The sequence below is a fragment of the Prosthecobacter gellanilyticus genome, from assembly GCF_007992435.1.
Lineage (GTDB): Bacteria > Verrucomicrobiota > Verrucomicrobiia > Verrucomicrobiales > Verrucomicrobiaceae > Prosthecobacter > Prosthecobacter gellanilyticus.
Genome location: NZ_BKAG01000052.1, coordinates 21,891 through 37,381 on the forward strand (window position 1 = coordinate 21,891; position 15,491 = coordinate 37,381).

General features: G+C 62.6%; 4 protein-coding genes. All 4 read right to left on the reverse strand.

Going from position 1 to position 15,491, the window contains the following annotated elements:
- Window positions 1-49: 49 nt before the first annotated feature.
- The 4 genes from BGE01nite_RS24110 to BGE01nite_RS24125 all read right to left on the reverse strand — a co-directional run bounded on the left by BGE01nite_RS24110 (window position 50) and on the right by BGE01nite_RS24125 (window position 15,306).
- Window positions 50-12,340 carry a putative Ig domain-containing protein gene (locus BGE01nite_RS24110; RefSeq protein WP_146854573.1) on the reverse strand — a complete coding sequence of 4,097 codons (12,291 nt, stop codon included), beginning with the start codon at window positions 12,338-12,340 and terminating at the stop codon, window positions 50-52.
- Between the two features lie 152 nt (window positions 12,341-12,492).
- Window positions 12,493-13,257, reverse strand: coding sequence for a ThuA domain-containing protein (locus tag BGE01nite_RS24115; RefSeq protein WP_174770060.1), 765 nt, complete (start codon window positions 13,255-13,257; stop codon window positions 12,493-12,495).
- Between the two features lie 21 nt (window positions 13,258-13,278).
- Entirely contained in the window at window positions 13,279-13,782 is a 504-nt protein-coding gene (locus BGE01nite_RS24120) for a C40 family peptidase (protein ID WP_146854575.1), read from the reverse strand.
- Between the two features lie 42 nt (window positions 13,783-13,824).
- The gene (locus tag BGE01nite_RS24125) at window positions 13,825-15,306 is read right to left on the reverse strand and encodes an NYN domain-containing protein (protein WP_246145789.1); all 1,482 of its coding nucleotides are present in this window, start codon (window positions 15,304-15,306) and stop codon (window positions 13,825-13,827) included.
- Window positions 15,307-15,491 lie beyond the last annotated feature (185 nt).

A 15,491-nucleotide genomic window follows, 5' to 3' on the forward strand; every position in this document is an offset into this window, starting at 1 on the left:
CCGAGGGTAGAGGGACCCTCGGAGAACGCAAGCGCCATGGTCAGGCACCTCAGGGCAGGAGGAAGAAGGCACGGAAGGGCTCCAGGAGCTTCTCGTTCGTGAGGTTGCGCAGCGTGGCATCATCCTGGCGCTGCCACTGGGTTGGGGAGAGGAAGAGGCTGTCATAGCCAGTCTGGCTTAGGTCGGCATCCGGCTTCCACAGACGCAGGCGGGTGGCGCTGGTGGGACGTGTGCTGGCGCGGAAGCCATACTCAGGGATAAGGCCGAGGCTGGCAGGCGACTGGACCACAGCGCTCACACTGCCCAGGAAGCGCGTGCCGGTGGCTGGCGTGAGAGAAGGCTTCACGGTGACCTGGCCGGTGAGGAGAAGCGTGGTCTCGGTCTGACGCAGATGCACGAGCAGGCCGGACTGTCTGGCCAGCACAAGATTGGTTTCCCAACCAGCCGCCGTGAGAGTGCATGGCAGGAAGGTGTTCGTCGCCGCATCAAAGGTCAGCACGCGGTCATCTGTGGTGAAGAGATCCGCGGGCAGGAGATCGCTGAGGGTGTGATGAACGCGCAAAGCAGCCCGTGGGAGGCTGGCGGGAGCGGCACCCTCCAGATGGATGCTGGTCGCAGTGCTGGAGGACTCATCCACTTCATAGGTTAGGCCGCTGGCGGTGTCCTCGAGGTAAAGCTGGGCATGAACCGGAAGGGTGACAGGCTGTGGAAGCGTGGCCGTGCTGCCGCTGAGAGTGATGCTGCCGGCATACAGCTCAGACTTCACCAGCGGCATGGAGAAGGTGCGCTGGCCCACCGGGAAGGTCTCGCGGCTGAACATGACCTCCGGTGTGGTGGCAGAAGCTTCCGCTGTGCCGTCGAGATTGCTGTCGAGCATGATCTTGAGGCGGAAGAGAGCGCGCGGGGAGAGCGTGGTTTCATCCACACTGGCATAACGAACGATCTGTCTGCCATCACTGTCGATGCTCAAGGCAGGGGCGATGTTGACGGTGGACCAGGTGGTGCCATCGAGACTTGTCTCGAGCTCGTGACGGATATCGCTGCGGCCATTGGCCGGGCGGGTGAAGAGCACATCAGCATGTCCTGCGGCCGTGACCTCCATGCGAACCGCGCCTGCACCACTGCGGCCATCGGAAGGATCTGTGTCGAGGGCATATTCGACCAGGGCTGGGTAGAGGTCGGCATCATCGGCGGCGCTGTGCTGGGCAGTCCAGGTGGCATAAGTCACGGGCTGCGCGGTCGCGCCGCCACTGCTGCCGGAGGCAGAACTGCCGCCGCCGTTGCTGGTGGTGTTGCGGTCACGCTGGGCCAGCGGATATCCCGTGCCGCTGGCACTTCGGAGACCGAGGTCGATGGTGAAGTCGTTGTTCGAATCGATGAAGGCGTCATCCACCGTGCCTTCGTAGCCGGCCTCTGCGGTGCCGGTCGGCTCGGCGCCTGGTGTCAGAGTGAAGACAGCGGTGCTGGCCCCCGTCGTCGCGGGTGTGGAGGTGCTGATGAGGTTCTGGCCCACGTTGTCATCCCCGGCCACGACGCTGGTCATCGGTATCATGCCGTAAAGCGGTCCCGTGATGTCGAACTGGCTGGGCGGGATATACAGGAAGTAGCTTCCGGGAAGCAGCCCGTCGATGAAGTAACGGCCTTTGTGATCGGAGCGGGCGATACCGACAGCATCATCCGTCTGCACATTGGCACCCTGCTGGAAGATGAAGACGTACACACCTTCGATGCCTTCCTGGAGATCGAAGCGGCCGTTGCCGTTGATGTCGATGAAGATCAGGTTGCCCACACCGACAGGCGACCACACGCCGAAGTCGACCGTAAGGTTCGTGTCGGGATCGTTGTCACCATCCGTGATGGACTCACCGCCGATGCTGAGGGTGATCACCGGACTAACCAAAGGCATGCCAACGCCATCAGGCAGGGAGCCGTCATTGTTGCCATCCGTGTCATTGTCCGTCGTGGCGGGAGTGCCGCCTGTCTGGGTGTAACCAGCAGGTGGAATGACGCGCACATAGTAGTTCCCAGGAAGCAGGTTGGTGAAGCTGTAGAGGCCGTCCGCACCCGTGGTAAAGAGCGCGCCCACCTGCACGTCCGCACTGCTGCCTCCCACTTCATTGTCAGCACCGGGATTCATGAGCACGACCTGGGCACCGGCCAGGGAAGGCTCGCCAGCATCACGCACGCCATCGTTGTCACTGTCCTGCCAGACCAGATTGCCGAGCGTGAGTCCTTTGGCAGTGATGGAGATGCTCTGCGTGGTCTGGCAGCCATAGGCATCACTCACACGGATGGTGATGGAGCTGACCCCGGCCGTGGTGGCGGTGCCGCTGATGACACCGGTGCTGGTGTTGAAGCTAAGGCCGGCAGGCATCGTGCCTGAAGCGATGGCCCAGCCTCCATACGGTGCCGTGCCACCGCTGGGAGTGAGCGTGGAGGTGAATGATGTGCCCAGATACGCGGTGTGAACCGTGGGGCTGATGGTGATGACAGGGCAGACGGGAGCGAGGTTGTAGAAGCGTGTGCCGGTGCATCCATTCGCATCCGTGGCGCGGAGAGTGAAGGTAGAGGCGGTGGAGCTGCTCGGTGTGCCGGAGATCTCGCCTGTGCTGGCATTGAAGGTGGCCCACGCGGGCAGAGTGCCGCTGGAGACGGTGTAGGTGTAAGGTGCCAGGCCGCCGCTGGCGGAGATGGTGGTGCTGAATGGCGTTCCCACCACGGATGCAGGCATGGAGGATGGAGACATCGCAATGACCGGGCAGACCTGGAGGGAGATGACCTGCGTGCCCTGGCACCCATAAGTGTCTGTGACCTGCACGGTGAAGCTCGTGCCGAGTCCGTTCGGAGTTGTCGGCGCGCCATTGATCAAGCCTGTGCCGCTGTTCAGGTTCAGACCTGCAGGGAGCGAGCCTGAGACGACGGTCCATCCACTGTAAGGAGCAGTGCCGCCCGAGGCTGCCAAGGTCTGCGAGTAACCCGTGCCCACGATGCCACGGTTTGCCGAAACCGGTGTGATGCTCACCACCGGACAAACCGGTGTGATGCTGTAGGCACGCGTGCCGGAGCAGCCATTGGCATCCGTGGCACGGAGAGTGAAGCTGACGGTGGCGGTGCTTGTGGGTGTGCCGGAAACAGCGCCTGTGGTGGCATTGAGCGTGGCCCAGGAAAGCGAACCACTGGCGAGGCTGAAGGTGTAAGGTCCCGTGCCGCCGGTGCCGCTCACCGTCTGCGAGTAGCTGGCGCCGACCGTGCCATTGCCCAGAGTCGTGGGTGAGAGGTCGATGACAGGACAGACCTGGATGATGAAGGCGCGCGTCACGGCGCAACCCGTGTTGTCCACCGCACGCAGGGTGACATTCACACCCGCGCCGTTGGACGCCGTGGGAGTACCGCTGAGCACGCCACCCGTGCTGAGGCTCAAGCCAGCGGGCAGCGTGCCTGCGGAGACATTCCACACATACGGCGCTGTGCCACCGCTGGCGGTGACAGTCTGCGAGTAGGAGGCACCCACAAGGCCTGCGGGAAGAGTCGCCGGTGAAATGGTGATGGCGGGGCAGCTCACGGCGAGCGTGTAGGCACGCGAGCCCGCGCAGCCGTTCGCATCCGTGGTGCTGATGGTGAAGTTCGCGCTGATGGCAGAACTCGGTGTGCCAGAGATCACACCTGTTGACGGATCCAAAGTTAGGCCGGGCGGCAGGCTGCCGATGCTGACCGCATACACATAAGGCGCCACACCACCCGTGGAGGTGACCGTCTGGCTGTAAGGCGCGCTCACCACACCCGCCGTGAGTGATGCGGGGGAAACGAGGACGACAGGGCATATCTGCAAACCCAGCGTGATCGTCTGCTGGCAGCCATAGACATCCGTGGCGCGGAAGGTGATGCTCGTGCCAGCCCCATTGCCTGCGGTGGGCGTGCCACTCAGCACACCGGCCGTGCTCAGGCTCAAGCCGGAAGGCAGCGTGCCGCTGGTGAGACTCCAGGTGTAGGGGGCCGTGCCGCCACTGGCGCCCATGGTCCTTGAGTAGGCCGTGCCCGCAAGGCCGTTCGTCAGGCTTGTGGGTGTGATGGTGATGGCGGGACACACGGGAGTGATGGTGTAACTGCGTGTGGCGATACAGCCGTTCGCATCTGTGGAGCGAAGGGTGAAGGTGCTGCTGCTGGCGCTGTTCGGCGTGCCGCTGATCAAGCCGGTGCTGGTGTTCAGCGTGGCCCAGCCTGGCAGCGAACCTGAAGCCACTCCATACACGTAGGGCGAGGTGCCTCCGCTGGTGCTCAGCGTTTGCGAGTAGGCGGCACCCACGCTGCCATTGGCCAGTGAGGAGGGATTCAGGGTGATGGACGGACAGACTCTGAAGGTCAGGGTCTGCGTGCCCTGACAGCCGTTCGAGTCGGTGGTGCGGAACGTGATGCTCGTGCCCGTGCCGTTGGTCAGGACTGCGGTACCGCTGATGACCCCCGCACTGCTGAGACTGAGGCCCAGAGGCAGGCTCCCCGAGGTGATGGTGAAGTTTGAATACGGCGGCACGCCGCCGTTCGGAGTCAGGGTGTGCGAGTAAGCCGTGCTCACGGTGGCCTGCGGCAAGACCGAAGCCGAGATCAGGATGGTGGGGCAGGCAGGTGTGATGGTGTAGGACCGTGTGCCCGCGCATCCGTTCGCATCATCGGCGCTGATCGTGAAGGTGGAGCTGGTCGTGGTGCTCGGTGTGCCGGTGATGGCACCCGTGCTAGGATTCAGAGTCGCCCAGGCCGGGAAGGTGCCGCTCGTCACGCTGAAGGTGTAAGGCGAGACACCACCGCTGGCGCTCACGGTGGCGGAGTATGCCAGGTTCACCATGCCGTTGGCGAGCGAGGTAGGACTCACCGTGATCACAGGGCAGACCTGCACAGTGATGGCCTGCGTGCCCTGGCAGCCATATGTATCAGTCACGCGCACCGTCACGGACGTGCCCGGAGAAGTGACCACAGTAGGTGTGCCGCTGATGACACCGCTGGTGGAATTCAGGCTCAGGCCGGCGGGCAAAGTGCCGGAAACAATCGTCCAGCCGCTGTAAGGGGCCGTGCCCCCGACACCACTGAGCGTGGTGGAGTAAGCCGTGTTCACTCGCGCCTCCGGCACCGTGGCAGGAGAGGCGGAGATGGTGGGGCACACCGGTGTCAGAAGGTAGCTGCGCGTGCCCGTGCATCCGTTCGCATCCGTGGCGCGGATGGTGAAGGAGGCGCTTGTGGTGCTGTTCGGCGTGCCGCTGATGACACCCGTGGTGGCATTCAGCGTGGCCCATGTGGGCAGGGTGCCGCTGCTCCTGACAAAGGTGTACGGCGCGGCTCCGTTCGCCGGGACGATGGTTTGCGAGTAAGCGGTGCCCACCGTGGGGGTGGCCAGTGTGCTCGGGCCCACGGTGATGATGGGGCAGACCTTCATGGTGTGCACGCGGTCGCCATCACATCCATTGACGTCGGTGGCGGTGATGGTGACGCTGGTGCCGGCACCATTGGCCGTGGTCGGCGTGCCGCTGATCACACCCGTGCTGGCATTCAGCGTCAGGCCGGCAGGCAGTGTGCCGCTGCTCACGCTCCAGGTGTAAGGGCTTGTGCCGCCCGAGGCGCTAAGTGTCTGGCTGAAGGCGGAGCCGACCGTGGCGGCGTTGAGCGTGGTAGGAGACAGCGTGATGGTGGGGCAGTAGATGTTGACCAGATGGTCCTCCACCTCGCCCATGCCGCTCGCGCTGCTGGCACCTGGATTGCTTGTGCTGCTGAGCCTGAAACGCGCGCCTCTAAAGCCCGGGATGGCGGTGGCGGGGACCGTGAAGCTCACCGTCTGGACCGCGCCGTTGGTTCCGTTGTTGATGGTGGTGTTGGTGGCGATCTGCTCTCCAGCATCGGCGACGCTGTTGTTATTGTTGAAGTCCACCCACACATTCAGGTAGGCCGCCGCACCACTGAGATTCGTCACGGTCACCGTGAGGCTGCTGGCAGCGCCCAGATTGTAACCTGCCGCGAGGGTCACACCGTCCTCGTCATCACTGGCGGTGTTGTCGTCCCCACTGGCAGCGGCATTGAGAGTGGAGACATACTCCGTGTCTGCCAGCGGACCCATGCGCAGGTTGCTGCTCTGGATGCTGCTGGCATTCGCCAGGCCGTTCCAGTCACCAAAGTCAGTCACGGGAACAGCGATCGTCGTCACATAGTCCTCGACCTCACCCGAGCCGGAGAGTCCGGAGATGCCCGGGCTGCTGGTGGAGGTCAGGCGCGCGCGAACGACGATGGTGGCACCTGTCACAGCTGGCGCCGGAACGGTGAAGTTGATGGGGATGCTGCCCGCGCTGGTGCCATTGGCCACGTTGACATCGGTGGCGATCTGTTCGCCCACGTCAGCCACGCTGCCGTTGCCATTGAAGTCGATCCACGCATTCAGGTAGGCGACGGCACCACTGGTGTTCGTGGCAGTAGCCGTGATGGTGGCCGGAGCCCCAGCGGTCATCATGGGAATGCTGACGCCGTCCTCGTCATCGCTGCCGGTGTTGTCATCACCCGTGGCAGTGCTGTTGTAAATGGGGCTGAACTCCGTGTCCACCAAAGCGCCGAGACGCAGAGCCGAGTTGGCCGTGCTGCTGGCGCTGGCGAGAACGTTGGTGTCACCATAGTCCAGGGGTGGGGTGGCGATGTTGACGAGGTAGTCCTCGACCTCACCATTCCCGGACAGGCCCGTGGGGCCGGGGGACGAGGTGGAGGTCAGGCGCACGCGCAAGCCAAGATTGGTGGTCGTGACCGCATTGGCCGGCACGGTAAAGCTGATGTTCTGGACTGCCGCACTGGTGCCGGTGAAGATGCCCTGGTTGACAAGAATGTTCTCCCCGCTGTCTGCCAGCGATCCGTTGTTGTTGAAATCGATCCAGACATTGAGGTAGGCTAGGCTGCCGCTGGTGTTGGTGACCGTGACCGGCAGAGTCGCCGGAGCTCCAGCCATCATGGCCGGCACGCTCACACCATCCTCGTCATCACTGCCGCTGATGTCGTCCCCAGTGGCTGCGGCATTATTGTTTGGGGCAAACTCGGCATCAGTCAGGGCGCCGATCCTGAGGCTGTTGTTCACGGTGCTGCTGGCGCTGGCGATGCCCTGCACGTCCCCGAAGTCCGTGGTCGGCGCGGTGATGGTGAGAGTGTAGTCCTCAATCTCACCGGCGGTGCCGAGGGCACCGGTGGCTCCCGCGCCATTGACCGTGACGAGGCGCGCGCGCAGGCCCAGGGTGGTGCCGGTGGAGGCTCCGGCCGGGACGACGATGTTCGGGCTGATGGCGATATTGTTGCTGCCATTGGCCACAGCCAGGTTCGACACGACCTGCTCACCTGAGTCCGTGAGCGCGCCGTTGCCATTGAAGTCCACCCACACGTTCAGGAAAGCACCGACGCCGGTGAGATTGGTCACGGTCATGGGCAGCGGCAGGGTCTGGCCTGCGATCATGGCTGGAACACTCACGCCGTCCTCGTCATCACTGCCGGTGTTGTCGTCACCGGTGGCGGTGGCATCCGTCGTGGCGCTGAACTCGGCATCCACCAGCGCGCCCAGACGCAGGTTGCCATTGCGCGCATTGCTGACTGAACCAAAGACGGAGTAGTCACCGAAGTCGGTGTTGGGCGCGGCGATGGTGACGCGGTAATCCTCGACCTCGCCATTGCCGGCAAAGCCGGTGGGCGCGGTGCCGCTCACGCTGACCAGCCGCACTCGCACGCCGAGGGCGATGCCGGTCACCGCATTGGCCGGGACGGTGAAGGCGAGGTTCTGCGTGATGTTGCTGGTGCCGCTGGCGATGCTGACATCGTCGGCCACCTGCTCGCCCGCATCCGTGACGCTGCCGTTGTTGTTGTAGTCGATCCAAACATTGAGGTAGGCGGCGCTTCCCGTGTTGTTGGTGACCACCACAGGCAGGGTTACCGGGGCTCCAGAGGTCATGGACGGGAGGGTGACTCCGTCTTCATCGTCCGTGCCTGTGATGTCGTCACCTGTGGCCGTGGTGTTGGTGGTCTGCGCATACTCCACATCAGCCGTGGCGCCCAGCCTCAGATTGCTGTCCACGGTGCTGCTGGCCGAACCAAAAACAGAATAGTCACCGAAGTCTGTGGTCGGCGCGGCGATGGTGACCGTGTAATCCTCGATCTCACCGGCGAGAGCGTTTGAACCAGTGGGGCCCAGACCGCTCGGCGCACTGAGGCGGAAGCGCGCGCCAAGTGCCACGCCTGTCGTCGCCGTGGGCGGCACGATGACGCTGATGTTCGTCACCGCATTGCTGGCTCCGCTGGCGATCAACGTGTTCGTGGCGATCTGCTCACCGGCATCTGTGAGGATGCCGTTGTTGTTCCAGTCGATCCAGCCATTGAGGTAGCCGTTCGCCCCGGTGCCGTTCGTGATGGTCACGGGGATCACCACGGTCTGCCCGGCGATCATGGACGGCATGATCACTCCGTCCTCGTCATCGCTCTTGGTATTGTCATCACCCGTGGCGGTGCTGTTTCGGGTGGAGGCAAACTCCGTATCGAGCGTGGCACCCATGCGCAGGGCCGGATTGGCTCCCTGCGAGGCATCCGCAAAGCCGCTGAAGTCACCAAAGTCTGTGGTCGGCGCGGCAATGTTGACGATGTAGTCCTCGACCTCGCCATTGCCTGCCGCACCTATGGGAGCCGCATTGTTGGCACTCGTCAGGCGCACGCGCACGCCCACGTTCACACCCGTGAGGGCCGTGGCAGGCACGGAGATGTTGACGTTCCGCGAAGTGTTGCTCGACCCATTGGGGATGATCATGTCCTCCTGCACCTGCTCGTCCGCGTCCGTGAGCACACCATTGTTGTTAAAGTCGATCCAGACACTGAGATACACGGCGCTCCCGCTGCTGTTCGTCACGATCACCGGGATGGTCACGGGACCTCCCGCCGTCATGGCGGGAAGCGTGACGCCATCCTCGTCATCACTGCCGGTGGCGTCGTCACCCGTGGCCGTAGCGTTTTTGGTGGAGGCATATTCCACATCCGTGAGTGTACCCAGACGGATCTGGCTGGTCACGGTGCTGCTGGCATCAGCAAACGAAGAGAAGTCACCGAGGTCCGTGGTGGGCGCGGCGATGGTGACAATGTAGTCCTCCACCTCCCCCACACCGCCGCTTCCGCCCACACCGGGGCTGACATCTGCGGTCAGACGCACACGGATGCCTGTGCTCACTCCCGTCGTGGCATTCGCCGGTACGGTGAAACCGATGTTCACCGTGCTTCCATTGGTGCCATTGGCAACGCCGCCATTGGTCATGACCTGCTCGCCGCTGTCGATGAAGTCACCGTCATTGTTGAAGTCAACCCAGGCATTGAGGTAGCCCTGGCCGCCGCTGGTGTTGGTCACATTGACCACCATCGAGGCCGGTGCTCCGGCGGTCATGGCAGGCACGTTGACACCATCCTCGTCATCATTGCCGGTGATGTTGTCACCCGTGGCCGAGGTATTGCGGGTGGAGGCGTACTCGGTGTCCACTGCCGCGCCCAGACGCAGGTTCGAACTGGCGGTGTTGGAAACGTCCACATAGCCGCTGTGGTCGCCAAAGTCCGTCAGCGGCGCCAGGATGACGACCTGGTGGTCCTCCACCTCGCCGGAACCCGCGCCACCGGTCGCAAGAGTTCCGCTGCTATTGGTTAGGCGGAAGCGTGTGCCCACGCTGGACGCCGCCGTCACAGCATTCGTCGGCACGTTGAAGCTGACGTTCACCGTGCCATTGGTGCCGGTCAGCACCGCCTGGTCGGTGGCGATCTGCTCGCCCGCGTCGGTGAGCACGCCGTTGTTGTTGAAGTCGATCCAGGCATTGAGGTAGCCGGTGCTTCCCCGGTTGTTGAAAACAGTCACAGGAAGCACCACCGGCTGGCCTGCGGTCAGAGATGGGAAGGTCACGCCATCCTCGTCATCACTTCCGGTCAGGTCGTCACCATTGGCGGCGCTGTTGCGTGTGGAGGCCCCTTCCGCATCCACCGTGGCTCCCAGGCGCAGGGTGGAGTTGACGGTGGAGAAGGCATCCGCGAAATCGATGTCATCACCATAGTCAGTGATCGGTGCGATGATGCCGAGTGTGTAGTCCTCCACCTCACCCACGCCAAAGGCACCTGAGGAGGCGATGCCGCCGCTGTTGGCCAGACGCACGCGCACACCTGCGGTCCCCAGCGAGGCGGCCGCAGGGACGTTGAAAGTGAAGTTTTGGGTGCTGTTGGCGAGGCCTGTGGCGATGCTGACGCCACTCACCACCTGCTCGCCTGCGTCAGTGAGCACACCGTTGCGGTTGAAGTCAATCCACACGCTGAGGAAACCCGGGGCACCGGTGGTGTTTGTCACCGTGACACTGAAGGGAATGCCCACGGATCCTGCGGTGATGGATGAGGGACCCACCACGCCGTCTTCGTCATCGATGCCTGTGGAGTCATCGCCCGTCGCGGTGCTGTTTGCCGGGTTGCTGGCTTCGACGTCGACGCTGGCACCAATGCGTAGCGCGGAGTTCGCGACACTCGACGCAGACGCCAGCGCGTTGTAGTCACCGAAATCGGTGTTAGGCGCGATGATGACACTGTAGGCGCGCGTGGCCATGCAGCCATTCGCATCCGTGGCGCGGAGGGTGAAGGCCTGCGTCTGCGGTGTGGTGGGAGACCCGCTGAGGGTACCATCAGCCGTATTCAGCGTGAGGCCCGCCGGGAGCGCGCCGCTCGACACCGCAAAGGTATAAGGAGCCAGACCGCCACTGGCGGAGACAGTCTGAGCATAGCTGATGGCCACGGTGCCGCCAGGCAGCGAACTCGGGCTCACCGTGATGACCGGACAGACCTGCAGATTGTAGACACGAGTGCCGGTGCAGCCAAAAGAATCACGAGCCTGAATGGTGATGGATGCGCCCGTGCCATTCGCCGAGGTGGGTGTGCCCGTGATGGAGCCCGAGGCATTTAAAGTCAGGCCTGCCGGCAGTGCGCCGCTGGTGACCGAGTAAGTGTAGGGAGCCACTCCGCCTGTCGGCACAATGGTCTGCGAGTAGCCCGAGCCCACAATGCCGACGCTGAGGGTGGTGGGCGCGAGAGTGATGGCGGCACACTGCTGCTTCAGGAGCAGCGAGTCCTGCAGAGCCAGGGGATTGTTCCCGAAGACGCCGAGGGTAAAGCCGGAGGCAGAGATGGCTCCGCCGCCATTGTAGACATTCCAGCCCGAGTAAGCCGGGTCTGCGGTCGTGTGACCATCCGTGGAGAGAATATTCGCTAAAGTTTGGTAGGCCGATGTGGGGTTCAGCCAGTGCACCGCATAGCTGCCAGCCGTCGAACTGTAAGCCGTGCCGAGCACACGCGCGGTATCACTGACAGCGCCGGGGATCGCGCCCTGGTTGTCAGCAGAGAGAAGGGGCAGATTGGTCCGGGTGCTCGTCTGTGTGTCGTAGACGAAGGGAGTCGGCACACCAGAGATCGTCTCTGCGGAAGCGATGTAGCGCCCGCTGGCACTCACCCGGCCTCCGCGCAGCCTGCCTGTGAAAGTGGTGATGGTGCTGGGATAGGTGCCGACGGTGGTGCCGCGGATGATCCTGCCGGCATTGCTGGTGGTCACCACCAGGAGGGTGAGACCGTCCGCAGACGCATCCAGCACCTCGCGGATGCCTGAGATCGGTGTCCAAGTGTTCGTGCTGAGATTCCAATAACCGCCCACAGGAGTCGTCGCGCCGGCCGGGCCATCGCTGTCGACACTGCCGAACGCATAGGTAGTGCCCGCCGTGATGGCCGTGGGGATGGCAGTGATGCTGGCATTCGCATCAAAGGGCGTGTTCAGCCTCGTCGTGGTATTTGCGAGGCGGTTGTAAAGCCAGCCGACCGTGGTCACGGCGCCGCTTGTGGTCCAGCGCTGATAGCCCACGACGTTTCCTGAATCGTTGACCGCCATGCCTGTACCGTACTGGTTCCCACCGAAGAGCGGAGGGATATTGGTCAGGGATGGCGTGCCTGAGGTGCTCAACAGAAAGCCCTGGCTGATGCTGCCAAAGCGCACGCCCGAGGCGTAGTCGCCGCTGGGAGACATGGACTGCAGTGCCTGTGAGTTCGCATAAGTCTGCGAGCCCAGCACATTCTGGCCGACACGCCAGATCTGGTAGCGTGTCCCGGTCGTTTGGGCGGTGGCGGAGCCACTGGAAAGCAGGAGAGCCAGTGACGAAAGGAGGACCGCAGTGAGCCCGCGCGCCAGCCTGTCCGACCGGGGAACCTGAAGACCGGCTGTCAGAGGAAAAAGCTGTCCGCCCGCTCGTAGAGAAGCGGTCGGCGGCGCTTGAGCCTGCAGGCGGGAGAGAGACATTCCGGGAATAATTCATTACTTAAAATCATAATTATCATAATTGCAATGTTTTGTTGAATAATGCTAACAATCACCCTTCCAAGCCTCTCAAAGGCTTGAAAATGTGTCACTTAGGCGGCTATAACTACCCCTGTGAGCGGCCTGGGCCGCCATCAGTGCACCGTTCCACCCTGGGAGGCGATAACCTCCCGTGCCTGATCCACCGGCACATGACGCGGCGTCCTGGCGGCCACCCCTTGAGGCCTGGCCCACCGGATGCCGTTGGCGATCACCCGCTGAATGTCCGGGTGATGGTAGATCGGGTAGACCTCATGCCCTGGACTGAAGTAAAAGATCCGCCCGCTGCCCCGTTTCCAGGTCGCGCCACTGCGGAAGACCTCTCCCCCCTGGAACCAGGAAACGAAGATCAGTTCGTCCGGTGTCGGGATGCCGAAAGGCTCCCCATACATCTCTGAATGCTCGATTTCGATGCAGTCACCCAGGCCCGTCGCGATGGGATGCCCCGGATTCACCACCCAGACGCGCTCACGCTCACCGGCCTCTCGCCAGCAGAGCGCACAGCTTGTTCCCATGAGCCGTTTGAAGACCTTGGAAAAGTGCCCGGAGTGCAAAACGATCAGCCCCATCCCCGCGAGCACCCGCTGCTGCACCCGTGTCACGATTTCATCATGGACCTCTTCATGCGCCTTGTGCCCCCACCAGAGCAGCACATCCGTTTCATCGAGGATCGATTGCGGCAGTCCCTGTTCTGGCTCATCCAAGGTCGCCGTGCGGATGCTGAAATCCGCATGTATGCTCAAGGCATCTGCCAAGGCCCCGTGAATGCCTTTCGGATAGATCCCCGCCACGACATCATTCTGCCGTTCGTGGACGAACTCATTCCAGATCGTGATGCGGATGGGGGCTAAGGAAGACATGCTCTAAAAAATGAGGGAGCCTCACAAACCTGCCGGATGACGCGCCACATACCCCTTGATCGGGCGTGAGTTAGTGGACCACTTGGGGCCCTCGTTCTGTCCATGATATCCCGTGTCCAGCCTCAGGCCGGCGATGACGATAAAGGTATGACCGTTCCTCGCATACACGGTCACGTGCCTGCCCTCCCCTTTCCTGCCATAGCGGCGAAATCCATCAGAGGTTCCGGGTGAGGAAATCAAGCCCGCGCCACGCAGCGCATACGAAACTGTGCCTGAGCAGTCGTAACCCCAATCCTGGAAGCTCCGATGCCCGCCGCCATACTTGTAGGGCCTGCCCACGATCTGGTTCCCGGCGTTGATCATCATCATCACCTCACGCGGCAGCCCTGCCGGCGGCACCGCCCGGCCTCCCACGATGACCGCCGTTTTGCCGTGTTGGTAAGTGTAGTTCCAGCGGCTCGGACCAGAGCCGCAACTGCTCAGAAGTGTGAGTGCGGCGAGAAGAAAAAGGAAGCGGTGAAGCATGGGGGGAATTCCGCGCATGCTATCCAAAAATCAGCCTGCATTTCAAGCCAGCAGTAGACGTAGAAGCTCTCCGTCAGAGAATCTTACATTCGTGCCCTGCCTCACAATCACCAGCTGCCGTGAGGGGATGGCATACAGCCTCTGATACGCGCTGCCGATGCAGGCGATGAGATCCTCCGGCGCGCTCTTGCACACACACACACGGTTCCAGCTCTGCTGCTGCCAGTCCACATCCAGCATGTTCTCGATATCGATCTCGCGCCCTAGTCTGCCTGCCGCGCGATTGTTCCAAAAGCCAAAGCTGTAAGCCCCGTTCGCGCTCGATCCCTCCAGCAGTGCCTTGAACGATGAAGGCTTCAAAACTGGCGCTCCTTGATTCAAAAGACACTCACCCAGCTTCGCCCACTGGCTCGCGCTCATCATGAAGCCTGCTGCCAGCAGCGGATTCCCCGCCGCATCAGGAATGTAGCGTTGTGATCCCAACCCCAGCGGCCTCAACACTCGCCGCTCCAGATAGCGTGTGGGCGATTCCTTCCGCGCTCCTGTCGCCAGCTTCCGTTTCAGCACCTCATGGAAGACCTGAAGCTGGCTCGGCCCATAGATAAAACTTCGTCCAGGTGTCGCCACCATGGGTCGCTTGATCGCCATCGTGTTGCGGTTCTTCAGTCCATCCTCATGGATCGCCAGCCCGCGCTCAAGCCCGCCTGTGAAGTCCAGCAACTGCTCCATCGTCACCTTCGTGCGCCGCTCATCATCCTGCCATTCCTTGATCGTGTCCGCCACACGCTCATCCAGCTTGATCAGTCCATCTTCCACCGCTGCCATCGCCGCGAGCCCCCAGAAGCCCTTCGTGCCGCTGTAGATTCGGTTAGGCTGCCCGCGCCTCCCGCCATTGGCAAAGCTCTCATGGATCACCTTTCCCTGGTGCTTCACCAGCAGCGTGAAGCTCTTGCGCGCCGCGCAATACTTCCCCGCTGCCTGCAAAGCCGCCGCGCTGGGCGGAGGCGCACCTGCCTCGGCAGCCCGCAAAGGTTCAGCGAATGCCCCCGCGCCTCCGAGGCCTAGCCAAATAAGCATCTGACGTCTCGACTTGAGCTTGTCGATCTGCCCGCGCATATCGCGTTCCGCGTCCTCGCACATGCCCTTCAGCATCTCCGGACTCAGCCAGTCCGCGCCAAAAGCCGCCACCGTCTCACACACCAGTCCGTCTGCGGAGACCACCCGCACCGGACGCTCCTTCGCATACTTCGCGGCGATCTTTTCAATCAAATCATCCGCCGTGTGCCCCGCGTCCGCATAGATGATCTGCAGTCCGTTGGGCTCGCGTTCCTCGGTGATCTTCGCCGTGGTGCCATCAAAGACCACCACCACCTGCACACCGATCATGTCCTGCAGGTTCCGCAGCCTTTGCAGCAGCTCCACCCGCGCCAGATGCCGCTTGCTCGCGCTGCGCAAATGACTTGCCAGCTCCGGCCACGCGTGCATCACGTTGTGGCCGTCCACCAGCAGGAAAGGAGGGGGCATGGACATCCTAGAATAAACGTATGAAAGAAGTTCTGTCGCCGGTCAAAACGAACCCGATGGCGAGCGGAAGAGCTTTTCATTCCGAACAGACTCATCACCTCCTGAATGAGCTTGGAATGACACAGGATTCGTAGTATCTTGCCTCTTACGCCATCATCCATTGGCAGTCCTGGCGGCCCCGTGAT